Annotated in this window: 22 protein-coding genes; 12 read left to right on the top strand and 10 right to left on the bottom strand. The window is 61.4% G+C overall.

Annotated features, from left to right (window positions below):
• Positions 1-99: 99 nt before the first annotated feature.
• Positions 100-3,489, bottom strand: a complete 3,390-nt coding sequence (locus AC3IX1_RS17550; protein WP_489385153.1) for an Ig-like domain-containing protein — start codon at positions 3,487-3,489, stop codon at positions 100-102.
• 498 nt (positions 3,490-3,987) lie between these two features.
• On the opposite strand from AC3IX1_RS17550, the gene AC3IX1_RS17545 reads away from it, so the two are divergent.
• Positions 3,988-4,710 carry a GNAT family N-acetyltransferase gene (locus tag AC3IX1_RS17545; RefSeq protein WP_489385152.1) on the top strand — a complete coding sequence of 241 codons (723 nt, stop codon included), beginning with the start codon at positions 3,988-3,990 and terminating at the stop codon, positions 4,708-4,710.
• Between the two features lie 327 nt (positions 4,711-5,037).
• Here AC3IX1_RS17545 and AC3IX1_RS17540 read toward each other — a convergent pair whose 3' ends face one another.
• Together AC3IX1_RS17540 and AC3IX1_RS17535 are read right to left on the bottom strand one after the other, a co-directional pair.
• Positions 5,038-6,168 (bottom strand): DmpA family aminopeptidase, encoded by a 1,131-nt coding sequence (locus tag AC3IX1_RS17540; RefSeq protein WP_489385151.1) that lies wholly within the window; start codon positions 6,166-6,168, stop codon positions 5,038-5,040.
• Between the two features lie 179 nt (positions 6,169-6,347).
• On the bottom strand, positions 6,348-7,451 hold the full coding sequence (locus AC3IX1_RS17535) for an extracellular solute-binding protein (RefSeq protein ID WP_489385150.1): 1,104 nt from the start codon (positions 7,449-7,451) through the stop codon (positions 6,348-6,350).
• A gap of 110 nt (positions 7,452-7,561) precedes the next feature.
• Between AC3IX1_RS17535 and AC3IX1_RS17530 the strand changes: the two genes are divergently transcribed.
• On the top strand, positions 7,562-8,335 hold the full coding sequence (locus AC3IX1_RS17530) for a helix-turn-helix transcriptional regulator (RefSeq protein WP_489385149.1): 774 nt from the start codon (positions 7,562-7,564) through the stop codon (positions 8,333-8,335).
• An 18-nt stretch (positions 8,336-8,353) separates the two neighbouring features.
• On the opposite strand, the gene AC3IX1_RS17525 is transcribed toward AC3IX1_RS17530, so the two are convergent.
• Entirely contained in the window at positions 8,354-9,289 is a 936-nt protein-coding gene (locus tag AC3IX1_RS17525) for a class I SAM-dependent methyltransferase (RefSeq protein WP_489385148.1), read from the bottom strand.
• 281 nt (positions 9,290-9,570) lie between these two features.
• On the opposite strand from AC3IX1_RS17525, the gene AC3IX1_RS17520 reads away from it, so the two are divergent.
• The 5 genes from AC3IX1_RS17520 (at position 9,571) to AC3IX1_RS17500 (ending at position 12,744) form a co-directional block, all read left to right on the top strand.
• Entirely contained in the window at positions 9,571-10,188 is a 618-nt protein-coding gene (locus tag AC3IX1_RS17520) for a cytochrome b/b6 domain-containing protein (protein WP_489385147.1), read from the top strand.
• A complete protein-coding gene (locus AC3IX1_RS17515; protein ID WP_489385146.1) occupies positions 10,185-10,970 on the top strand; it encodes a molybdopterin-dependent oxidoreductase in 786 nt (261 codons plus the stop codon). The genes AC3IX1_RS17520 and AC3IX1_RS17515 overlap by 4 nt, the downstream gene beginning before the upstream one ends.
• 53 nt (positions 10,971-11,023) lie before the next feature.
• A complete protein-coding gene (locus AC3IX1_RS17510) occupies positions 11,024-11,278 on the top strand; it encodes a pentapeptide MXKDX repeat protein (protein WP_489385145.1) in 255 nt (84 codons plus the stop codon).
• A gap of 332 nt (positions 11,279-11,610) precedes the next feature.
• Positions 11,611-12,018: a response regulator gene (locus AC3IX1_RS17505; protein ID WP_489385144.1), complete on the top strand. Its 408-nt coding sequence runs from the start codon at positions 11,611-11,613 to the stop codon at positions 12,016-12,018.
• Between the two features lie 60 nt (positions 12,019-12,078).
• Positions 12,079-12,744: an HAD-IA family hydrolase gene (locus AC3IX1_RS17500; protein WP_489385143.1), complete on the top strand. Its 666-nt coding sequence runs from the start codon at positions 12,079-12,081 to the stop codon at positions 12,742-12,744.
• 105 nt (positions 12,745-12,849) lie between these two features.
• Here the strand turns inward: AC3IX1_RS17500 and AC3IX1_RS17495 are convergent, their stop codons facing one another.
• Positions 12,850-13,509 carry a methyltransferase family protein gene (locus AC3IX1_RS17495; RefSeq protein ID WP_489385142.1) on the bottom strand — a complete coding sequence of 220 codons (660 nt, stop codon included), beginning with the start codon at positions 13,507-13,509 and terminating at the stop codon, positions 12,850-12,852.
• A gap of 218 nt (positions 13,510-13,727) precedes the next feature.
• On the opposite strand from AC3IX1_RS17495, the gene AC3IX1_RS17490 reads away from it, so the two are divergent.
• Complete coding sequence (locus AC3IX1_RS17490; RefSeq protein WP_489385141.1) at positions 13,728-14,660, top strand: pyridoxal-phosphate dependent enzyme; 933 nt, start codon at positions 13,728-13,730, stop codon at positions 14,658-14,660.
• Positions 14,661-14,713: 53 nt separating this feature from the next.
• Here AC3IX1_RS17490 and AC3IX1_RS17485 read toward each other — a convergent pair whose 3' ends face one another.
• Entirely contained in the window at positions 14,714-15,034 is a 321-nt protein-coding gene (locus tag AC3IX1_RS17485; protein WP_477777995.1) for a DUF2388 domain-containing protein, read from the bottom strand.
• 118 nt (positions 15,035-15,152) lie between these two features.
• Between AC3IX1_RS17485 and AC3IX1_RS17480 the strand changes: the two genes are divergently transcribed.
• Both AC3IX1_RS17480 and AC3IX1_RS17475 read left to right on the top strand, forming a co-directional pair.
• Complete coding sequence (locus AC3IX1_RS17480) at positions 15,153-16,262, top strand: NAD(P)/FAD-dependent oxidoreductase (RefSeq protein ID WP_489385140.1); 1,110 nt, start codon at positions 15,153-15,155, stop codon at positions 16,260-16,262.
• Between the two features lie 72 nt (positions 16,263-16,334).
• Complete coding sequence (locus AC3IX1_RS17475) at positions 16,335-16,931, top strand: DinB family protein (RefSeq protein WP_489385139.1); 597 nt, start codon at positions 16,335-16,337, stop codon at positions 16,929-16,931.
• Between the two features lie 83 nt (positions 16,932-17,014).
• On the opposite strand, the gene AC3IX1_RS17470 is transcribed toward AC3IX1_RS17475, so the two are convergent.
• From AC3IX1_RS17470 to AC3IX1_RS17460, 3 genes are read right to left on the bottom strand one after another with little or no spacing between them, the layout of a single operon-like run.
• Positions 17,015-17,314 (bottom strand): hypothetical protein, encoded by a 300-nt coding sequence (locus AC3IX1_RS17470; protein WP_489385138.1) that lies wholly within the window; start codon positions 17,312-17,314, stop codon positions 17,015-17,017.
• Entirely contained in the window at positions 17,284-18,687 is a 1,404-nt protein-coding gene (locus tag AC3IX1_RS17465; RefSeq protein ID WP_489385137.1) for a sensor histidine kinase, read from the bottom strand. Before AC3IX1_RS17465 ends, AC3IX1_RS17470 begins: the two co-directional genes overlap by 31 nt.
• A complete protein-coding gene (locus tag AC3IX1_RS17460) occupies positions 18,665-19,348 on the bottom strand; it encodes a response regulator transcription factor (RefSeq protein ID WP_090456447.1) in 684 nt (227 codons plus the stop codon). Before AC3IX1_RS17460 ends, AC3IX1_RS17465 begins: the two co-directional genes overlap by 23 nt.
• Before the next feature lie 176 nt (positions 19,349-19,524).
• Between AC3IX1_RS17460 and AC3IX1_RS17455 the strand changes: the two genes are divergently transcribed.
• Positions 19,525-19,833: a YdcA family protein gene (locus tag AC3IX1_RS17455; RefSeq protein ID WP_489388756.1), complete on the top strand. Its 309-nt coding sequence runs from the start codon at positions 19,525-19,527 to the stop codon at positions 19,831-19,833.
• Positions 19,834-19,981: 148 nt separating this feature from the next.
• On the opposite strand, the gene AC3IX1_RS17450 is transcribed toward AC3IX1_RS17455, so the two are convergent.
• Positions 19,982-20,587 carry a glutathione S-transferase gene (locus tag AC3IX1_RS17450; protein ID WP_489385136.1) on the bottom strand — a complete coding sequence of 202 codons (606 nt, stop codon included), beginning with the start codon at positions 20,585-20,587 and terminating at the stop codon, positions 19,982-19,984.
• Positions 20,588-20,957: 370 nt separating this feature from the next.
• Here AC3IX1_RS17450 and AC3IX1_RS17445 point away from each other — a divergent pair, with 370 nt between their 5' ends.
• The gene (locus AC3IX1_RS17445; RefSeq protein ID WP_489385135.1) at positions 20,958-21,362 is read left to right on the top strand and encodes a TraR/DksA family transcriptional regulator; all 405 of its coding nucleotides are present in this window, start codon (positions 20,958-20,960) and stop codon (positions 21,360-21,362) included.
• Positions 21,363-21,417: the final 55 nt, after the last annotated feature.

The following is a 21,417-nucleotide window of genomic DNA, read 5'->3' as shown; positions in this document are numbered from 1 at the left end:
AACCGATCGTCAACAAACCCCATCTCCGTCCCACAGTACGCTGCACAAAAGAAAAACGCCCGATCCACATTGCATGGACCGGGCGTCGATCAATCCGCTCTAGTTCACCTTTATCGGCACCGTCACGGTTTTGCCGAAGGCCGATTTGATGGTTGCCGTCGGGTTAGGCGACGGACCAGTGCCGACTGTCGTCACCGCTATGTTCCAGCGCGCGCCGGTCGGCGTAAGCGTCATGACAGCGGCGCCAAGGTTCACCGTACCGGTTGCGGTGGTGGCAGTCGCCGTGATGGTATTGCCCGTGCCACGGGAGGTGGTGCCGGACAAGACCCAATACCAGCGGCTGTTGAGGCGGGCAGTGACGGTAGCGCTGGTGACGATCAGGCTCTCGTTGATCGTTGCCGAGACCGCCACGGACACCGTCGCCGGTTCCGACTCCGCGCCCTTGGCATCGGCGGCCCTATAAGTAAAGGTCGCGGTGAACGGCGCGGGGACCGTGGCCGGTGGTGTGTAGGTCACACGCGTACCATCGGTGCTGACCACGCCCTTGCCGGAGTCCGGTTGCTCCAGACCCACCACTTTGAGTGGCACGTTACCGTCAGGGTCGGTGTCGTTGGCCAGGACGTTGATGATCACCGGTTGGCCGGTGTTACTGACGGCGCTGTCGGCGTTGGCGATCGGTTTTTGGTTATCGACGTCCTCGACACGTTCATCGCCAGTGCGGAAAGTCGGCAGCGCGGCGGAGTTGACGTAGGTGACGCCGTCCCAGCCAGGCAGGGGCGTTGGCATCAACTGGAACTGGCCGGGGTGCTCGACATCCCAACGCAGCAACATGGACGTGTCCTCGTGCTGGGTGTTGTGGCAGTGCTCCATGTAGGTCCCGGCGAACTCGCGGAAGCGGATCGCTATGTCCACGTCCACCGAGCTGTCGATGCCATCGCCGATGATATAGACGTCCTTGCGCGCCCATTTTTCCCATTCCGGCGGCGCCTTGCCGTCGCGGTTGAGGACGATGCCTTCTTCGAAGTGCACGTGCACCGGGTGGCTCCAGCCGTTGCCGCCGTTCCTGATTTTCCACACTTCCAGGGTGCCGTCGCCGGAGAACCCGGCAGGGGTCGGGCCGTTGGCCAGTTGCGGAGCGGCGCTGATGATTCGAGGGTCCATCTGGAAGCCGAACCCACCGTCGGACTTGATCGTCCAGGGTTCTTCGTCGGTGCCGTCGGAGCGGCCGAAAGTGAACTCGCGATGCCGCGCCAGTTTCAGTTTGGCCTGCACCGTCGGGTCGTCACGGTTGAGGGTCAGCGCAATCATGGTTTTACCCGCCGCCTTGCCCGGCTTGGCGGGTTCGAAGTCGGCGGGGTTCATGCTCACGTCCTGGCCAGCATAAGGCTGGACCACCATCTGCATGAACTTGCCTACCGCCGGGTCGCCGGCGTCCCACTCCAGCCCTTTGCTGCCCAGCTTGAGCACCGCCTTGTACCTGCCGGACAGGACATCGGCCAGGCTCAGCGGCAGACTTTCCGGACCCTTGCCGTCGTGGTGCTCCATCAGGTTGACGAAGTACAGCTTGTCGCCGGTGCTGATCCCGTTTTTCGCGAAGTTGACGATGATGTCGAAACGCTCGGCGATGCCCTGGCTGGGAAGGATAGCGTTGTGGTCCTGCACATCGCCGTCGGCGTCCAGGTCCATGCTGCCGTCGAACGGCACGGCGTGTTCCATGAGGTTGCCGTCGTTGGCGATCAAGTGGAACGGCACGCGGGTATAGGAGAGGCCGGAACCGGTCGGGCCGGGGAATTCGCCACCGGTGCCGACGATTTCACGCACCAGCGCGATCCTGAAGAAACGTGACACTGAGCCATTGAGGATGCGGAAACGATAGCTGCGCGCCCGCACATTCAGGCGTGGCTGGTACTGCCAGTTGACCAGGATCTGGTCGCCGAGAAAGCCATCGGTGTTGAACGGGTTGAACCACAGTTGACCATTGGCGTCCCAGGCCTTGTCGGCCACCAGCAGGTTCACATCGTAGTCGCGGTTGCCCCAGGGTAGTGCTGAACCGCTGGGCAGGCGCAGATTGACGCCGTCTTGCAGCGCTTCGTTACCGCGATCCAGGGCGCTGTAGTAGTTCATCATCGTCGCGTTGCCCTTGTAGACGTTCTGGGCGGTGAAATCGAGCATGTGGTCGTGGAACCAGTGGGTGCTCATGGTTTCGCGCCAGTCGCCACGGATCTTGATGGTGCCGTTGTTGCAGGTCTTGAGGCCCGGCGTGGCATCGTTGACGAACAGGGTTTCGCCCGGGGCGCAGGGGAACGCCGCGCGCGGATCCTGGGCGCTGGTGTTGATGGTGTCGTAACCGGCCAACTGGATCGGCCAGCGATAGTCGTAGTACTGCCCCGGAAAGAAAAACGCATTGGCATAGCCGTCGCTTTCGGCCGGGGAGTGGCCGTTGTGTTCGTGGGTGCTGAGGGTGTGCAGGCCGAACCCCATGTTGGCCGACGGATCGATCGGCAGGGCGTTGTAGTGACGCATCAGCACGGGTTGGCCGTACCGCACCATCAGCAGTTTTGGCGGAAAGGTGCCGTCGAAGGTCCAGAGCGCCTTGTGGTTCTGAATCGGCATGTTGGGGTGAAAGCGAGTGTCGATGCCTTTGGTGGTGCCCGCAATGATCGGGTTGTCCGAGGTCTGGTTGTAGAGCCCGCCAGGCCCGAACTCACCGACGGCGTAGTTGTGCAACTGCCGGCGGTCGCGCATGCCGCCGTTGAGCTTGGCGCCCGCTTGAGCGGTCTTGAAGGCGACCTGTGGGTAAAACTCGTTCCAGCGCTGGTGCGACCAGCCTTTTCCCGGCGGACGACCTTCGGCCGGTGAACCGACCGGATGGCGGTTGAGGAAGGCTTCGATCTGCGCTTTCCAGGGGTTGCGGTCCAGCACGTTGGAAAACTGCGACGGGAACGGGTACAGCCCCGGCTGGCGCATGAAGGCTTCCAGCGCCGCGGCCGAAGGACCGCTGCGGGCGATGTTGTTCGGATCCTGCGTGGGCGCCGGGCCGACGATCGGAACCGGGAAGGTCAGGGGCGGTGCCGGCAGTGTCGGGTCGAGTTTTTCCGTGCCGAATTCTTCGAACAGCAGCAGTTGCTGAGTGTACGGCTGGGCCCCGAACAATGGGCTGGGCTTGCCATTGGTGGGGATTTTGAAGGATGTCTGCAGGGCTGGCGGCAGCACGTTGTCGGTCGTTGGCGTGGTGCGGGTGCCAAAAACGCCATTGGGCAGGGCGTAGGCGCCCTGGTTGGCGGGTGGCATGGCCTCTATGGCATCCACCGCGGCCTTGGGGTCGGCTGGGGGATTGGTAAACGCTGAGGGGTCCGTCGGCGGTGGCGGGCCGAAATCATCCAGCGGTGCTGCGTTGACGGTGCCTAGGCTGACGTTGATCAGCATCACAGCGGCGATGCCCGGTTTGCTGAAAAAGCCGAGCGATTTGAGGTCAGGCATTTTTATCATGTTGTTCCCCTAGGCGCGCGCCGGGGTGGCTGACGTTGGCCATTGGCCCATTGCAAGAGGTGCGCCAATCGCAGGGAAATCCGGGGGGAGACAAAAACCTGTTTGATATCAAAAGGCTGGCGGTTTGGACATTGGTACTAGTGGCGCAGTGGGTGGGAATCCTCAAAGTTGGGGGCTTTGACCCACCCATTCTCCCCCCACTCACACCCCCAGTCCGGTGGGGTGGTGGAGGCTTTCGCGAACAGGCGAGCTCCCGCAGAAGATCGAGGAGTGGGCAAAACCGCAGTCCCCTGTGGGAGCGGGCCTGATCACGAAGAGGCAAGTTCATCCAGCACAATGTGTGCCGGACTCACTATTGTGAGCCTTGAAAACGCAACCAGGCGTCCGCCGGCGATGCGCATGGCTCAATGAGAGAGGATGTCCGTCCATCACCTTCGGACCGGACGTGCCAGGCGCGCTATGATAGGCGGCCCTTGCCTCCCGGAGCCTGTCACCGCAATGCCCCTGATCAGCCATTTCAAGACCCCGTGCCCCGAGCACATCAATAGCCAGATCCTGCAGATGGTGGTCGACAACCTGACTGACATCAGCATGGTCGCCATCCCGCCCAGCAACCTGCTGTACAACCTCTATCAATACGCGATCGGCTATGAGGTGCACCTGTATCTGGAGGCGCTGAACGGTGAAAAAGGCATTGCCGTGGAGTTGATCGTCGCCACCGACGAAGACGATCCGCAAAAGGTGACTGGCTTTGTGCTGTACCTGCCGGTGCAGGACGACCCCGAGGCCTGCGGCGTGGCGTATATGGCGGTGCAGGCCGAGTATCGTCGCCAGGGCGTGGCCCGGCGGATGCTGCGGGAAATGGTCGGCCGCTATCCCCATGCCGAGCTGACCTGCGCGGTGGCCAAGGTGCCGTATTTCGAGGCGATGGGCTTTGAGGTGGTGGGCGTGCGTGCAACCCAGGTGTTGATGAACACCCGCGACCACGCCACCGATGGCTTGATGGCGCTGCTGGATGTGGCGTCGATCTACAGTTCGCTGGAGGTGCGGCAGATTCATACCTACCTGCTGCAAAAGTATGGCAAGCGAGCCATGACCGACGCGGAAAAACAGCGCGACCGGCATCTGGACCAGTTGACGCGCAAGGCCAATGAATTTGTGCGGGGGCGGTTGGGTGACGATGCGGTGCCGGCGAGTGGTCCTCGACTTCGGTTGGTCTAGTCGCACTCTGCTCAACCTCACAAATCTCCTGTGGGAGCGGGCTTGCCCGCGATGGCGGCCTGTCAGCCAACATTAATGTTGGATGTGATGGCCTCTTCGCGGGCAAGCCCGCTCCCACATTGGAGATGTATTGATAGATAGATGGTTTTCGCAGGTAAAAAAAGAGCCTCAAAGCTCTTGATGGGGAGGAAGTGGAGCCGTGAGGCTCAAGATGCGCATGAAGCAAGCGGTGAGCTTGATAGGGGTTCAGTGCACTCACCACCTACGCAGCGGTTTGCACAGGCAAGCGGCTGCGTAAGTTCATCCTAAAAAGACCGAGTGTTTGACTCAAGTACCGCTAGTCGCATCCCCCGGCCAGCCGGCGCGATGCAACGCCTTGAGCAGGGTTTCGGCATCCAGCCCCTGCACCCCATGCCCGTTGCCTTCGGCCGTTTCGGCGGCGAGCAGGGCGTTGATGATGGCTTCTTCCACGGCTTCGGTGGCGGCCAGGAACAGCTCGCTGATGTGGTCGTTGTTGACCATGCTCAGGTTGTGGGTGGTCGGCGCTTTCTTGCTCTCGTAGGCAGCCGGTGGCACGTGATCGTTACCGGTGGCGAAGGCGATGAAGATGTCGCCGCTGTGGTCTTCATTGCCGCCGCCGGTGCGGGCCAGGCCGAGGCTGGCGCGCTGGGCCAGGCGGGTGCATTGGTGCGGCAGCAACGGCGCATCGGTGGCCAGGCAGACCACGATCGAACCCATGCCCGGATGGGGCAGCGAGGCCTTGAGGAACGGCGAATCGACCTGTTCCATGTAGCGCCCGACCGGGTAGCCATCGACTCGCAATTCATTGCGAATGCCGTGGTTGGCCTGGACAATCGCCCCCACCGTCCAGCCGCCCTGGGCGCCGTTCAAGCGGCGCGACGCGGTGCCGATGCCGCCCTTGAATTCGTGGCAGATCATGCCGCTGCCGCCGCCGACATTGCCTTCGGCCACCGGGCCGCCCGCCGCCGAATGCACGGCCTGGGCCACGTGTTCAGGCTTCACGTGAAAACCGTTGATGTCGTTGAGCAAGCCGTCGAAAGTTTCCAGCACCACTGGCATGTTCCAGTACAGGCGCCCGTCATCCGGTTGCTGCTCGCGGTCGAGCACGATCAGCGCGTCGCGCACCACGCCCAGGCTGTGGGTGTTGGTGAAGGCGATGGGGCTGGTCAGCAAGCCTGCTTCGCGAATCCACTCCAGCCCCGTGGCATCGCCGTTGCCGTTGAGCACATGCACACCGGCAAAACACGGTTGCTGGCTGGTGGAGCCGGCGCGCGGTTCGATGACGGTGACGCCGGTGAGGATGTCGCGGCCATTGGTGGTGCGGCCTCGTACATCGCTGTGGCCGACCCGTACGCCGGGGACGTCGGTGATGGCATTGAGCGGGCCGGGTTGCAGTTGGCCGATCGGGATGTTCAGGTCACGGGCGCGTGGTTTCATGGTTTTTCTCATCTTCGAATCGTGGCAGAAAAAAGGGTGTTACCCGGTCGTCTTGGCACCGCAGATCCCCTGTGGGAGCGGGCTTGCCCGCGATAGCGGTATGTCAGGCAACATTGATGTTGAATGTGATGGCCCCATCGCGGGCAAGCCCGCTCCCACAGGGTTTTGTGGTGTCCTCGTCACTGACCGTTTTTGACCTTGCTCCAGATCCGCGTACGCACGCGCTCGGTAGCGGGTGGCAGTGGCTGGAGGGTGAACAGGGTGGCCATGGCTTCGGCGGGCGGATAGACGGCCGGGTTGCTGCGGGTCGCTTCGGCCACCAGCGTGGTGGCGCTGCGGTTGCCGTTGGGATAGTTGAGGTGGTCACTGACCGGGGCGATGACCTCGGGGCGCATCAGGTAGTCGATGAAGGCCATCCCCTGTTCCGGGTGCGGTGCGTCCTTGAGCAGTACCAGCGTGTCGAACCACACTGGCGCGCCTTCCTTGGGCAGGCTGTAGGCGATCTTCACGCCGTTGCCGGCCAGCTCGGCAGTGTTCTTGGCTTCGAGCATCGCGCCGGACCAGCCGACCGCCACGCAGATGTTGCCGTTGGACAGGTCGCTGATGAATTTCGACGAGTTGAAGTAAGCGATGTGCGGACGCAACTTGAGCAGCAGCGCTTCGGCCTTTTTGTAGTCCTCGGGGTTGGTGCTGTTGGGCGGCAGGCCGAGGTAGTGCAGGGCGACCGGCAGCATCTCCGACGGCGAGTCGAGCATGGCCACGCCGCATTCGCCGAGCTTGGCCAGGTTCTCTTCCTTGAACACCAGGTCCCAGGAATCCACCGGTGCCTTGTCGCCCAGCAGCGCGCGCACTTTGTCGATGTTGTAGCCGATGCCGTTGGTGCCCCACAGGTACGGTACGGCGTACTGGTTGCCCGGATCGTTGTTGGCGAGTTTCGCCAGCAGATCGGTGTCCATGTTCTTGAAGTCCGGCATCTGCGCACGGGGCAGGGGGGCGAGGGCGCCGGCCTTGATCAGCGTGGGCAAGCTGAAGTTGCTGGCCACCACCACGTCGTAGCCGCTGCGGCTGGTGAGCAACTTGCCTTCCAGCACTTCGGCGCTGTCGAAAGTGTCGTAGACCGGCGCAATCCCGGTGTCACGCTTGAAGTCCTGCAAGGTGGTAGGGCCGATGTAGTCGTACCAGTTGTACACGTGCACCGTCGGGGCTTCGACCGCAAAAGCCGACAGCGAAACCGCCAGACAGGCGCCAAACCCCAGATTGAAATACAAGCGGTGACGACTCATGATGCGGCACTCCTGGCCTGTGGCGGCCGGTGGTAATCAGGAGTTCTCAGCGTATCGGCCGGGGTGGCCTTCACCCATTCCCATCATGGGTTACTCAAAAGGGGTAGTGCGTGGACGCGTTGTTGAAAGAGTTGCCAGTGCACCAGGGGCTGGCGCGGGTCTTCACGGCGGTGGGGCAGGACGGTTTCTGGCGGGCGCTGGTGGATACCTTGCGCTTGCTGGTGCCGCTGGACAACGCGCTGGTGGCGCTGATGCGCCCGGGCCATGTGCCGCGCCTGCTGATTGATTTCGATGCCAAGGGCAACGCTGATGAGCAGGAAGAGCTGGCGGACTACCGCGCCGGCATGTACCTGCTCGATCCGTTCTATCAAGCCGCCTGCGCGGGCATCGCCGACGGCTTGCATAGCCTCGAATCGGTGGCCCCAGACCAGTTCCAGCACAGCGAGTACTACCTGAGTTACTTCAGCACCGTGGTCGGTGGCGACGAGTTGCAGTTCATGGTCAACGTCGATGGCGCCGTGCTCGGCCTGTCCCTGGGGCGCTCGACACGCTTCAGCCTCGAGGAACAGGGCCGCCTGCTGTGCGTGCGTGACTGGGTGCTGGCAGCGATGCGCCGACATCTGCAATTGCTACCACCGGAAGGACAGGTCGCCGAACCACCGGCCGGCGACCTGGCGACCTTGCTCGATCGCTTCGACGCACGCCTGACCCTGCGGGAAATCGAAACCGCGCGCCTGATTCTCCAGGGCTTCTCAAGCAAGGCCATCGCCCAGCAAATGGGCATCTCCCCGGAGACAGTGAAAGTGCACCGGCGCAACCTCTATCACAAGCTCAACGTGAACGGGCATGGCGAGTTGTTTGCGTTGGTGTTGCGGCCGCGCTGAACTCCCACAGGCTCGGTGTTACTGCCGAAACACCAACGCCTTCAACCCACACTCGACATCCGCATCCGGGAACTCCGGCGGGTTCTCCAGCCGCTGTTCGAACCGCAGGCTCGGGGCTTCGCGGGTCACGCCATCGATAAGGAAATCAGCACCAAAGGCCGGGTCGTTCATGCACGCCAGCACGGTACCTTGAGGGCTGAGCAATTCCGGCAACCGGCGCAGCACGCGCTGGTAGTCCTTGGTCAGCAAGAAGCTGCCTTTCTGGAACGACGGCGGGTCGATGATCACCAGATCGTACGGGCCCTTGCCGATCACCTTGCCCCAGGATTTGAACAGGTCGTGGCCGAGGAAACTGACCTTGCTCATGTCGTGGCCGTTGAGCCGGTGGTTGTCACGGCCGCGGTTCAAGGCCGGGCTCGACATGTCGAGGTTGACCACGTGGCTCGCGCCGCCTTCGATGGCCGCCACCGAGAAACCGCAGGTGTAGGCGAACAGATTCAGCACCCGCTTGCCCTCGGCATTGGCGCGGACCCAATCGCGGCCGTAGCGCATGTCGAGGAACAGCCCGGTGTTCTGCTTGCGGCCCAGGTCCACCCGGTATTTCAGCCCCCCCTCGGTGATGGTCATTTCCTCGATCAGGTCCCCCAACAGCCACTCGGTTGTGCTTTGCAGCAGGTAGCGATGTTGCAGCAACAGCGTGTGGGCACCGGACTGGACCCATTGCGCTGACTCGGTTATCGCCATCAGCAGATGCTTCAAGCCTTCCAGTTGCGCCGCTTCCGGCTCCTTGAACAGCGCCACCAGCACCACGCCCTGCAACCAGTCCACGGTCACCTGCTCCAGCCCCGGCCAGCAGCGGCCACGGCCGTGGAACAGGCGGCGGGTTTCGGCGGGGGCGGTTGCCAGGGCGGTCAGCAGGTGCTGGTTGAGGGTGGCGAGGGCTTCAGGGTTCATCGGGTCGGGTCGGTCATTTGTGGGGGCGGCATTTAACCATAATTGCACAACCGGCGGAGTACCACAGAACCCTGTAGGAGTGAGCCTGCTCGCGATGACGGTCCATCAGTCGACATCAATGTTGAATGACAGACCGCTATCGCGAGCAGGCTCACTCCTACAGGGTTTTGGTTGGCAGTGAATGAGCAGTTATCACGTTTAATTTAACTTTACGTGAGGATTTGGCGATCTTCCGGCTCCCATACTCGGCTCCAACGAACAACAACAAACCGGAGCCGGACATGTCGCAGAGCACTGCTTCACCCAAGTCCAGTCATCCACGCTGGCTACGCCTGACCCATTGGCTCAATGCCCTGGCGGTGCTGGTGATGGTCACCAGCGGTTGGCGCATCTACAACGCCTCGCCGATCTACGACTTCAGTTTTCCCAATTCGATCACCCTCGGCGGCTGGCTGGGTGGTGCGCTGCAATGGCATTTCGCGGCGATGTGGTTCCTGGCGATCAACGGTCTGATCTACCTGGCCTTCAACCTGTTCAGCGGGCGCCTGAAGCGGCGTTTCTTCCCGGTTTCGCCCAAAGGCGTGCTGCATGACTTGTGGACGGCCTTGCGCGGAAAACTCGGGCACGCCGACCTCAGTCATTACAACCAGGTGCAGCGTTTTGCATACCTGTTCGTGATGGTCGACATCCTCCTGCTGGTGCTCTCCGGGCTGGTGTTGTGGAAGTCGGTGCAGTTCCCGCTGTTGCGTGAGTTGCTGTTCGGCTACGAGGGCGCACGTCGTGTGCATTTCTTCGCCATGGCCCTGTTGGTGGCCTTCGTGGCGGTGCATCTGGTGATGGTCGCACTGGTTCCAAAAACGCTGTTGGCCATGATCGTCGGCCGCAAGGAGCAGGTATGAAAAAGCGCATTCAGGTACCCGGGCTGGACGAGGCGTCGATCCTCACCGATGCCCGCAAGATCCTCGCCCCGCAGATCGAAGACCGCTCGCGCCGCTCGTTCCTGTTGCGCGGCCTGACCCTTGGCAGTGTGGCGATGTTGTCCGGTTGCAACATCACCGACAACGACAGCGTCGAGACCGCACTGTCGTCCATGTCGCGCTTCAATGACCGGGTGCAGGGCTGGCTGTTCGACCCCAACGCGATGGCGCCGACCTATCCCGAATCGATGATCACCCGGCCGTTTCCCTTCAATGCCTTTTACGGCATAGACGAGGCGCCGACAGTGGAAGAGGAGAGCTACCGCCTGGAAGTCACCGGGCTGGTCGCCGACAAACGCAGCTGGCGCCTCGAAGAGCTGCGCGCCATGGCCCAGACCGAGCAGATCACCCGGCACATCTGCGTCGAAGGCTGGAGCGCGATCGGGCGTTGGGGCGGCGTGCGCTTTAGCGATTTCCTCAAGCGCATCGGCGCCGACACCGATGCCAAATACGTCGGCTTCAAATGCGCCGACGACTACTACACCAGCATCGACATGGCCACCGCGCTGCATGCGCAGACTCAGTTGACGCTGACTTACGACGGCGCAGTGCTGCCGCGCGAATACGGCTTCCCGATGAAGCTGCGCATGCCCACCAAGCTTGGCTACAAGAACCCCAAACACATTCAGGCGATTTTCGTCAGCAACACCTACAGCGGCGGCTACTGGGAAGACCAGGGCTACAACTGGTTCGGTGGCAGCTGACGGGTGCCTGGCCATTTCACTTCTCCACAACCCACGCTCCAAGGAGTTTCATCATGAAAAAGTTGACCACTGTTGTTCTGTCCATGTGCCTGGCCGTTGGTGCTGCCTCTGTGTTCGCAGCTGACACGATGAGTAATGACAGCATGAGCAAGGATTCGATGTCCAAGGATGCGATGTCCAAGGATGCAATGAAAAAAGACGCGATGAAGAAGACCGATTCGATGTCCAAGGACGCCATGTCCAAGGACGGGATGAAAAAAGACGAAATGTCCAAGGATGCTATGAAAAAAAGCGAAATGTCGCAGTAAGTCCAACCACCGCGGTACATGTGGGAGCCCTGTGGCGAGGGGGCTTGCCCCCGTTGGGTCGCGAAGCGGCCCCGGCATTTCCAGCATTCAATTGGATGTTCCGGGTTTACGACTGCTTCGCAGCCGAACGGGGGCAAGCCCACTCGCCACAGGTTTTTTCCGCAGGGCTTCAGGGATAGTGTGCCGCCTGATGCGCAAGATTGATCAGGACGCTTGAAGCCGGTCACCTGGCTGCAACAAAAATGAATTTCCGTCGAGTCCGCTGCTCATACCTTTTAGGTGGCGGATTAGTACCCGCGAAATCAATGAGGCAATCAGGGAGCGGCACGGTCATGAGTCGAGTACCGACGGCGGGTGGGGATCTTTCTGGCGGGTTGATTCTGGTGGTTGAGGACGACCCGCTGATCCTGGAGTTTCTCTGTGAGATTCTTCAGGAGGAGGGTTTTGTCGTCGAGCCGCAAATCAGTGCGGACGCGGCAGCGATCTATCTGGACCAGCATGCTCCGCAGGTGCACATGCTGCTGACAGATATCACCATGCCCGGCACGCTCAACGGCGCGGACCTGGCCAACCAGTTCGGCGATCGCTGGCCGGACAAGCCGATCATGATCATGTCTGGCTTCGAAACTCCTGAAAGCGCAGGCGTGCGGCACGAGGTCTCGTTCATCAAGAAACCCTGGATGATTGGCGGGCTGCTCGATTGCGTGGGCCAGACCTTCAAGTCCAAACGACTCAACTGACCTGCGCGCAGATGCTACATTGCCGGGCAAATCCGTCCGGCACCTGCGAGGCTCCTTTCCTTGTCCGATCACTCTGTTTTCAACTCGACCTACCGTGCCTTTCTGTTCGACATGGACGGCACCGTCCTGACGTCCATTGCCGCCGCCGAGCGGGTCTGGACAACCTGGGCGGTGCGCCATGGCGTCGATGTCGACAGCTTCCTGCCGACCATTCACGGCGCCCGCGCCATCGATACCATCAGGCGCCTGGGCTTGCCCGGGGTGAATGCCGAGGCCGAAGCCGCGTGGATTACCGAAGCGGAAATCGTCGACGTCGAGGGGGTACTGGAAGTGGCTGGCGCGGCGAAATTCTTGCGGTCCTTGCCAGCCAGCCAATGGGCCATCGTCACTTCCGCCCCGCGGGAACTGGCGTTGCGGCGGATGGTGGCGGCGGGGATTCCCGAGCCTGGCGTCATGATCACCGCAGAGGATGTGACTGCCGGCAAACCGGACCCCGCGGGTTACCGCCTCGCGGCCCGGCGCCTGGGTGTCGAGCCAGGGCAGTGCCTGGTTTTTGAAGATGCCACGGTGGGGATTCTGGCGGCCGAGGCGGCGGGGGCGAACTTGATGATTGTCACGGCGACCCATGAGCAGCCTATTGAGACGCCTCATGCGACGTTGGCCGACTATGAGCTTATGGGTGTTCGCGTGCACGCCGATGGGCTCCTTGGCCTGCACAAAATCTAATGTAGGAGCGAGCCTGCTCGCGAAGGCGTCATGTCAGTGGCTATTAATGTTGGCTGACACACCGCCATCGCGAGCAGGCTCGCTCCCACAGGGGCCTGCGTTTCTTCAGTAAAGCCCGGGGATCAGCCGCCAGCTGCGGGCGCAATAGGCTTCGTACTCGCTGCCGAACTGCGCCTTCAACAAGGCTTCTTCCGAGTGAATGCGCGCGATCAGCGGGATCAGCGTCAGCGCCACCAATATCAGCCCGACCCCCGAACGAAAGGCCAGTGCCCAACCCATGCCGATGACCATCATCCCCAGGTAACTGGGGTTGCGCAGGTTGCGGTAAATTCCGTCGGTGACCAGTCGATGCCCTGGCTGAATGGCCACCAGCCCGCTGAAGCGCTTGCCCAGCACAAACACCGGCCACAACCGCAGCGCGCCGCCCAGGATGAACAACAGTGCGCCGAGCCAGCGCACGCCTTCACCGCCAAAGGTCCAGAAATCGATGCGGTCGGTATAGGCCGGCAGAAAACCGCTCAGCAACCCGATCACGCCGAAGGCCGGGATGACCCAGCGATTGGCCCGGTCTTCGCGTTCCCCCGAACTCAGGTTGACCTCGGTGAACAGAGAGGCGACAGCCATGATCAGGGTGGCCAGGGCAACGACGACCAGTGAACCGTGGCTCAAATAAGCTGCGAAACCACCCAGTCCCCAGATCGCCAGGGCGAGGTAGGCGAGGGTGCCGACGACGGCGAAAAACGCCAGTTTGGCCGAGATTTTCATGGTGCCTCCACGAATAGACTTACGTAGGAGTTGTCGTAGGCTGCGATCTTTTGATCGTTCTTTGGCCGTCGAGTTTCCATGGGTAAGAGATCGCAACCTGCGCCGGACCGCCGGGACGGTCGCCCCTAGACCGGGTGAACTAAACTTGCATGAGAGGACCGTTCACCGCGGGCTCGTTGACCTGTTCGACAAGCCGGTGGCGTGAAACAGGAGCCTGTATGCTTCACATCCGCACGCCTTTGATCCTGCACCCTGGCCTCTCGACCCCGACCCGCCGAATCTGGCTGAAACTGGAAAACCTGCAACCTGGCGGCTCGTTCAAAATACGCGGCATCGGGTTGCTGTGCAGCCGGGCGGCGCAGCAGGGCAAGCGCAAGGTGGTCTGTCCCTCCGGCGGTAACGCGGGACTGGCTACGGCCATGGCCGCTGCATGCCTGGGGCTCAAGGCATGCATCGTGGTGCCGCACACCACCCCGCAAAGCACCCGGGCGCGGATCAGCAATACCGGCGCCGAGGTGATCGTCCACGGCAAGGTCTGGGACGAAGCCAATCAACGGGCACGGGAACTCGCCCAGGACCCACGCTGTGAATTTGTGCCGGCCTTTGACCACCCGGTGTTGTGGGAAGGGCACAGCACCATGGTCGATGAAATCCTTGAAGACTGCCCGCCAGTGGATGTGCTGGTGACATCGGTGGGCGGCGGTGGCTTGCTGGCGGGGCTGCTCACTGGCCTGATTCGTCATCGGCACACCGATTGCCGCATCGTAGCCTGCGAAACCGAAGGCGCGGCGTCTTTTGCCGCGGCGATGGCGGCCGGGCACCCGGTCAAACTGGCGAAAATCGACACCGTCGCCACGTCCCTGGGCGCCGCGCAAGTGGCCGCCTGGCCGGTCAGGCACATCGGCGATTTCTCCCATGAGTGCGTGGTGCTCAGTGATGATGAGGCGATCATGGGCGTGGTGCGTTACGCCAATGATTTGCGTCAGCTGGTCGAGCCGGCGTGCGGGGTTTCATTGGCGATTGCCTACCTGGACCACCCGGCGATTGCCGACGCCAATGACGTGGTGATCGTGGTGTGCGGTGGGGTGAGTATCAACGCGCAACTCGTGGCCGGGTGGGCACGCTTGTCCACTGGCACGCACGCCAGGTAGGGCTGGAAACGCTATCCCGGTGTCACAAGCCCCACCGCTGGCAATGACGATCTTCAGTGATCGGTGGCAACGCCTTCCTGGACGAGAATGGCGCGGGCCAGATCTTCGTCGCTTGCGTTGTTGAGGGCGGGATTGTCCTGACGGATCTTTTTCAACACCGACTCCAGGTAAGCACCACGAATCGCACCGCCGCTGGCGACGAAGCTGGATGCGTCATCCCGGGCGGGAATCATGAGTTTGTCGTCTTTGAACGTCGAGTACAGCGAGGCGGAAACCCCGGCGGAAGTGGCGACGTCACCCGCATCCACTTTGGCCAGAGCCGAGCCGAAGGGTAAACAAAGTACCAGGGAAGAAATGATAAACATCCGGCGCATGACGGTGTCCTCCGACAGCATGAAGCATAAGGGAAGTACCACATAGTTTAGGATGCGTGGCGGTCGCCGAGAGTTCCCTTGCATTAGCGAGGAACGGGGTGAGAGGGAGGCAAGGTCGTTGAACGTCGATATTCAAAGCGTGGTGATCGGGGCCGGCGTGGTCGGGTTGGCGGTGGCCAGGACCCTGGCCATGAGCGGGCGGGAAGTGCTGGTGGTCGAAGCCGATGGGGGTATCGGCACGGGCATCAGCTCGCGTAACTCGGAAGTGATTCACGCCGGCATCTATTACCCCGGCGGCAGCCTCAAGGCGCGGCTGTGTGTGGAAGGCAAGCAGCGTCTCTATACCTATTGCGATGAGTACGGTGTCGATTACCGGCGAGTGGGCAAGCTGATCGTGGCCACCGATGAGCAGCAGCGCTCGGCTTTGCAGCGTCTGTTGCAGCAGGGGCGTGTCAATGGTGTCGATGACCTGCAATGGCTGGATGGCCCGCAGGCCCGGGAGCTTGAACCGGCGTTGTCCTGCGTCGCGGCGCTGTGGTCGCCGTCTACCGGCATTATCGACTCCCACGGACTGATGCTGGCGCTCCAGGGCGATGCCCAGAGGTTTGGTGCCACGCTGGCCTTGCACACGCCGCTGCTGTCGGCCCGTTGCATCGAACAGGGTTTCGAACTGCACATGGGCGGCAGTCAACCCATGACGCTGTGCTGCCGCGAATTGATCAACTGCGCAGGGCTGTCCGCTCCCGAGGTAGCGAGCAGCATCGTCGGTCTGCCGGGGCAATTCATTCCCCGGGCACATCTGTGCAAGGGCAGTTATTTCAGTTTCAGTGGCCGGGCGCCGTTTCGCCACCTGGTGTATCCGGCCCCGGAGAGCGCCGGACTGGGTGTGCACATGACCCTGGATCTCGGCGGGCAGGCGCGCTTCGGGCCGGATGTCGAATGGGTCGAGCACATCGATTACCGCGTCGAACCCCGCCGCGCCGAGGGCTTCTATCAGGCGATCCGCCGCTATTGGCCGGGGTTGCCGGACAACAGCCTGCAACCGGCCTACAGCGGCATTCGCCCGAAAATCAGCGGGCCGACTGAACCGGCTGCCGACTTTCTCATCAGCGCTCGCGCCGAACATGGGGTGCCGGGGCTGGTGAATCTGTTCGGCATCGAATCACCGGGGCTGACCAGTTGCCTGGCACTCGCCGAACTCGTGGTGAAACGCCTGGACGACCGATGATCAGGGCTGGCACTGCTGTGCGGCCATCGGGTCTATGCTAGTGGGTGCGCTTACCGCCATCGGAGAACTCTGATGATCACCGTACGCACTGCCTGCCTGCTGGCCGATTACAAACGCTGGGCCAATCAGCGCCTCTTTGACAGCCTCGCGGCGCTCCCACCGGGCGAAGTCAAGAAAGAACGGGTGTCGGTGTTCAAAAACATGATCGGCACCCTCAATCACGTGTACGTGGTCGATTGCATCTGGCAGGCGCACCTCGAAGGCCGGGGGCATGGCTTCAAGACCTCACACGACCTGCTGCATGCCGACCTGTCCGAACTGCGCATGGCGCAAAAAGCCATCGATCGCTGGTACTGCGACTGGAGCGCCCGGCAGACCGACGCCTCCCTGGACAAGCCCCTGGAATTCACCTTTGTCTCGGGCGAAAGCGGCACCATGAGCGCCGGCGCGATGCTGATGCACGTGGTCAACCACGCCAGCTATCACCGTGGCTGGGTGGTGCAGATGTACTTCGAGATTCCGGCCATGCCACCGGTGACCGACATGCCGGTGTATTTGCGCGAGTCCGAGCCGGTGGTCCTGCAGTCGCTCAATGCCCCGATAGTGGCGCCGCCATGTGCTGTGCAATTTTCCAGTGCGACCAGTGTTTTGCCGGATCGGTATCGTTGATCAGTGGATCATACCCACTTGGCTCAGGTCGTTCGGTTTATGGCGAAAACAGTAAATTTTCAAACTTCGTGGATGCTGTAGGTTTAACGATAGCTGTAATCAATATAGAAATGACTGTTGAAAATCTCATCTCTGGTTTTCTTGAGTTTTAATCTATCGCTGCCATACCTAATGCCGTTTATTTTTTCACGGTAGCTTTTTGCAAGCTCCCAGCGGAAAACACCACCAATCCCCTGTGGGAGTGAGCCTGCTCGCGATAGTGGAGTGTCAGGCGATACATTTTTACCTGATACACCGCCATCGCGAGCAAGCTCGCTCCCACAAGTACTGTGTCCAATCAGGCGGATTTGTATCAGGCCTGCGGTATCAAACTCTCCCGACAATCAAGCACCAGCCGCGCGCCACCCAGTTCGCTGTTGCCCACTTCCAGGGTAAACCCGTGCAGGCTGACAATCGCCGCGACGATGGACAGCCCCAGCCCGAAACCGCTTTTGTGATTGCCCGCCTCGGCGCGATAGAAGCGCTGGAACACCGCTTCACGTTCCGCTTCGGGAATGCCCGGGCCGGAGTCGAGCACTTCGATTCGCGTGTGCCCGCCGTCGTTGACCCCACGCAGGATCACCGCGCCGCCGGGCGGGGTGAATTTGATCGAGTTGCTGAGCAGGTTCGCCACCGCTTCGAACATCAGTGCCCGGTCGCCATGGAGGGGCGGCAATGACGCGGGCAGGTGCAGTTGGAACACCAGGCCGTCGTCTTCCGCCAGGGGCAGGTAGAACTCATGCAGTTCTTGCAACAACGGCACCGGGTCCAGTTGCACAAAGCCGGAGCGGCGCTGGCGGTCTTCCAGTTCGGAAATTCGCAGCAAGCCACGGAAGCGCGCCATCAGCGTATCGGCCTCGGCCAGCACCAGGTCCAGTTGCATGGCCTGCTGCGAGCCTTCGCCGGCTTGCTGCTGCATGCGGTAAAGCTGCGCGCGCAGGCGGGTCAGGGGTGTGCGCAGGTCATGGGCGATGTTGTCGCACACGCCCTTGACCTCGTTCATCAAGCGCTCGATGCGTTCGAGCATGGCGTTGACGATGGCGGCGAGCATGTCCAGTTCGTCACGCCGATTGGACAGTGGCAAGCGCCGGCTCAGGTCGCCAGCGACGATGGCTTCGGCACTGGCCTGAATCCCGCGAATGCGCCGCAATGGGCGCCGGCGCAGCAAATACCAGCCGACGATGCCCGGCACGATGGTCAGGGTCATCCCCCAGAACAAGGCGTGAAGGATGATCCGGGTCACGGCGAACAACGAACCGTTGTCGCGCACCAGCACCAGCCAGCGGCCATCGAGGGTGCGGGTTGCCACGGCATCGCAGCTGTCGGTGGGCAGCGTCTGTTCGTCGTTGTCGTCAGAGGCATCGCAATCGCGCAGCATGTGGATCTTGCCATCGAGCGGCAAGCCGTCCGGAATGTAGCGCAGGGCGCCGCTGAGGTAACGGTGTTGGGCATCGAACAGGCCGTAGGCGTCGATGCCGCGGATGTCGAAGGTCATGCTGACGGCGAGGGCGTCCACCAGTTGCTCGTCGGAGAAACGCGAAAACAGGTGCTGGCGTTGCATCAGCGAATGCTTGGCCAGGTTGTCCAGGTAAGCGGAAACCTCGTAGTACATGACCCCCATGAGGATCCCGCTCCAGATCACGAACAGCGAACTGTAGAGCGCCAGCAGACGGCTGCTGGAGGAGCGCCAGCCTTTAGACGGGTTCGGCAATGACATAACCCGAGCCTCGCACGGTCCGAATCAGTGGGGCATTGCCAGGCGGGTCAATCTTCTTGCGCAGACGGCCGATGTGTACGTCGATCAGGTTGGTGCCGGGGTCGAAGTGGTAACCCCAGACCTCTTCGAAAATCATCATCCGCGAGAGGATTTGCCCGGTATTGCGCATCAGGAATTCCAGCAGTTTGTACTCGGTGGGCAACAGCGTCAGCAGTTGGCCGTCGCGGCTGGCTTCGTGGCTGATCAGGTTCAGTTCCAGATCCGCTACCCGCAGCGTGGTGGCCTGGGCCGTCACGGTGTTCTGCCGGCGCAGCAGGACTTCGACCCGGGCAGCCATTTCATCGGTGGCGAAGGGTTTGGTCAGGTAGTCGTCGCCGCCCGCGCGCAGGCCGCGCACGCGCTCATCGACGTCGGACAGGGCGCTGATCATCAGGATCGGCGTGGCCACGCCCATGGTCCGCAGCGTGGTGACGATCGCCAGGCCATCAAGCTCGGGCAACATGCGGTCGAGGGTGATCAGGTCGTAGTTGCCGCTGACCGCACGCTCCAGCCCTTCGCGGCCATTGTCGACCCAGTCGACGTCGAGGCCGTGGCTGCTCAGTTCGGCGACAATCTCCCGGGCGGTCACGGCGTCGTCTTCGATGGTCAAGATGCGGGTCATAGGGCTGGCCTGATAAGCAGTTCATTACGAAGTTGCGAGCATTTTGCCAAGAATTGCCCGCGACTTAATAAATTAACTTTCATCTAGCTGGGGTCGCAGTTCGCAACGTTGATATCATTGGGCCATAATTTCAATGGGGGTGCTGCATTGTGCGCAACTCGATCCGCTGTGGCTGGATGCCGATTTGTCTGCTGCTGTTCAGTGTTTTCAGTTCGCCTGCCTGGGCTGGCAATACACCCTGTTCCGGGAAGAAAGGTGGAATCGATCGATGCGACGGCGATCTGTTCCTGTGTAATGACGGCTCCATCAGTGGTTCGAAGAAAAGTTGCTCGGCAATGTTCGGTGGTCAGACCCAGGCGAGTCCACAAGCGTTTATCCAGGACACGCAGGGCTGCTCCTGTGGCACCGGTTCGTTTTGTACCGGGCCCAGAGGCGGCGTTTATTGCCTGACACCCAGTGGCAACAAAAGCTATAAGCGCAAATAAACAATGCATGTGTCGACTGATCTGCCGTCATCGCGAGCAGGCTCGCTCCCACAATGGGTTGATGTCGAACACATAGTCCGCGTACGACGAAAATTACTGTGGGAGCGAGCCTGCTCGCGATGGGGCCAGATCAGGCAAAACGAATCCGTCAGTCAATCGGCGTACTGACAAACACCTCAAGCCCCTCGGCATACGCCGTGAATGCAGCGATCCGCGGAAACTGCGCCGCACTCACCTGGTCCGGTACCACCAGATTGGTGAAGCTCCAGGCCACCGCCACTGTGATGCCGTCCTGCTCAAGCGAACCGTCAGTCTTCAGTGGCTGTTTTTCCAGCTCCCGCTCCAGCGCCGAATAGGCTGCCTTCAGCTGTCCTTCGACCCGCTGCACCCAAGGTTCGAATTGAATCTCCTCGGGCCGCAGGTTGCGCTCGTAGTAAAGCTGCACGGACTTTTCGCTGGCGGCCAGGGCCAGGCCGATCAGGCGTAGCGCGCGCAGACGCAGGCTCGGTTCGACGGGCATCAGGCTGTTTTCGGCCAGGGTTTCCAGGTAGTCGATGATCAGCGTCGAGTCCATCAACACCTCACCGTCATCCAGCACCAGGGTGGGCGCCTTGACCACCGGGTTGATCTGCTGGAATTGTTCGAAGTGGCGGAACACCGAGACCGATCGGTGTTCCAGGGCGATTCCCAGGCATTTGGCAGAAATGGCGGTGCGCCTGACATAGGGCGAGTCCAGCATACCGATCAGCTTCATGGTCCTTTCCTTTATATGGCCATTTCGGGAGGGACAACCTTAGCTGAGGTTCGCGGCCCTGCAAATGACCGTGAATAATGCCCGGTGCCGGCCGTTTGTCTTCTATATACAGCCGCTCGATTGAATTTCTTGCTATAAACGCACTCCGATTACCGCCTCAAAGCCTGCCTTAGAGCATTTTCAGGGCTTTGTCGGACAAATTCGCAGTCTTTTCAGTTGCTGAGGCCTCGAGTCGGCCGTAGACTGCCGCCCCTCGTAAATTGAGTGCCGGGTGGCGCTTGGAACAAACGGCGCCTTTCCGATGGCCTGCCCAGGTCTGCCGGAACGCTCCCTTATTCGCCTTAATGCACGTTTTTTTATAGAGATATCAATGACAAAGGACAAGTTGCTGGCCATGCCGGCGGATGACTACATGAATGCCGAGCAACATGCTTTTTTCTCCGGGCTGTTGCAGAACATGAAAGTCGAAACCCATGAGCGCATCGAGCAGAACCGCATTGCCATCGAAAGCCTGGACACCCCGGCCGATCCGGCAGACGCGGCTTCGGTTGAAGAAGAGCGCACCTGGCTGGTGAACGCGATCGATCGCGACCAGCGCATGCTGCCTCAGTTGGAACAAGCCCTTGAGCGCATCAAGGAAGACAGCTTCGGCTGGTGCGACGACAGCGGCGAGCCGATTGGCCTCAAGCGCCTGCTGATCAGCCCGACCACCAAGTACTGCATCGAAGCTCAGGAACGCCACGAGCAAATCGACAAGCACCAGCGTCAGGCCTGATTCCGCGAGGCAGTCCATCAAGATGGACTGCCTTTGAAAAGATCGCAGCCTGCGG

The organism is Pseudomonas sp. KH_046_2 (genome assembly GCF_057838985.1).
The sequence above is the reverse complement of the archived record's forward strand: the minus strand, read 5'-3'. Positions and strand labels throughout refer to the sequence as shown.

Bases quoted from the DNA above. Each gene is read 5' to 3' on its own strand.
- AC3IX1_RS17525 (WP_489385148.1), bottom strand. From the start codon at position 9,289: ATGAACCCTGAAGCCCTCGCCACCCTCAACCAGCACCTGCTGACCGCC.
- AC3IX1_RS17550 (WP_489385153.1), bottom strand. From the start codon at position 3,489: ATGATAAAAATGCCTGACCTCAAATCGCTCGGCTTTTTCAGCAAACCG.
- AC3IX1_RS17495 (WP_489385142.1), bottom strand. From the start codon at position 13,509: ATGAAAATCTCGGCCAAACTGGCGTTTTTCGCCGTCGTCGGCACCCTC.
- AC3IX1_RS17515 (WP_489385146.1), top strand. From the start codon at position 10,185: ATGAAAAAGCGCATTCAGGTACCCGGGCTGGACGAGGCGTCGATCCTC.
- AC3IX1_RS17475 (WP_489385139.1), top strand. From the start codon at position 16,335: ATGATCACCGTACGCACTGCCTGCCTGCTGGCCGATTACAAACGCTGG.
- AC3IX1_RS17445 (WP_489385135.1), top strand. From the start codon at position 20,958: ATGACAAAGGACAAGTTGCTGGCCATGCCGGCGGATGACTACATGAAT.
- AC3IX1_RS17535 (WP_489385150.1), bottom strand. From the start codon at position 7,451: ATGAGTCGTCACCGCTTGTATTTCAATCTGGGGTTTGGCGCCTGTCTG.
- AC3IX1_RS17485 (WP_477777995.1), bottom strand. From the start codon at position 15,034: ATGCGCCGGATGTTTATCATTTCTTCCCTGGTACTTTGTTTACCCTTC.
- AC3IX1_RS17545 (WP_489385152.1), top strand. From the start codon at position 3,988: ATGCCCCTGATCAGCCATTTCAAGACCCCGTGCCCCGAGCACATCAAT.
- AC3IX1_RS17450 (WP_489385136.1), bottom strand. From the start codon at position 20,587: ATGAAGCTGATCGGTATGCTGGACTCGCCCTATGTCAGGCGCACCGCC.
- AC3IX1_RS17540 (WP_489385151.1), bottom strand. From the start codon at position 6,168: ATGAAACCACGCGCCCGTGACCTGAACATCCCGATCGGCCAACTGCAA.
- AC3IX1_RS17505 (WP_489385144.1), top strand. From the start codon at position 11,611: ATGAGTCGAGTACCGACGGCGGGTGGGGATCTTTCTGGCGGGTTGATT.
- AC3IX1_RS17510 (WP_489385145.1), top strand. From the start codon at position 11,024: ATGAAAAAGTTGACCACTGTTGTTCTGTCCATGTGCCTGGCCGTTGGT.
- AC3IX1_RS17465 (WP_489385137.1), bottom strand. From the start codon at position 18,687: ATGTCATTGCCGAACCCGTCTAAAGGCTGGCGCTCCTCCAGCAGCCGT.
- AC3IX1_RS17455 (WP_489388756.1), top strand. From the start codon at position 19,525: ATGCCGATTTGTCTGCTGCTGTTCAGTGTTTTCAGTTCGCCTGCCTGG.
- AC3IX1_RS17490 (WP_489385141.1), top strand. From the start codon at position 13,728: ATGCTTCACATCCGCACGCCTTTGATCCTGCACCCTGGCCTCTCGACC.
- AC3IX1_RS17520 (WP_489385147.1), top strand. From the start codon at position 9,571: ATGTCGCAGAGCACTGCTTCACCCAAGTCCAGTCATCCACGCTGGCTA.
- AC3IX1_RS17460 (WP_090456447.1), bottom strand. From the start codon at position 19,348: ATGACCCGCATCTTGACCATCGAAGACGACGCCGTGACCGCCCGGGAG.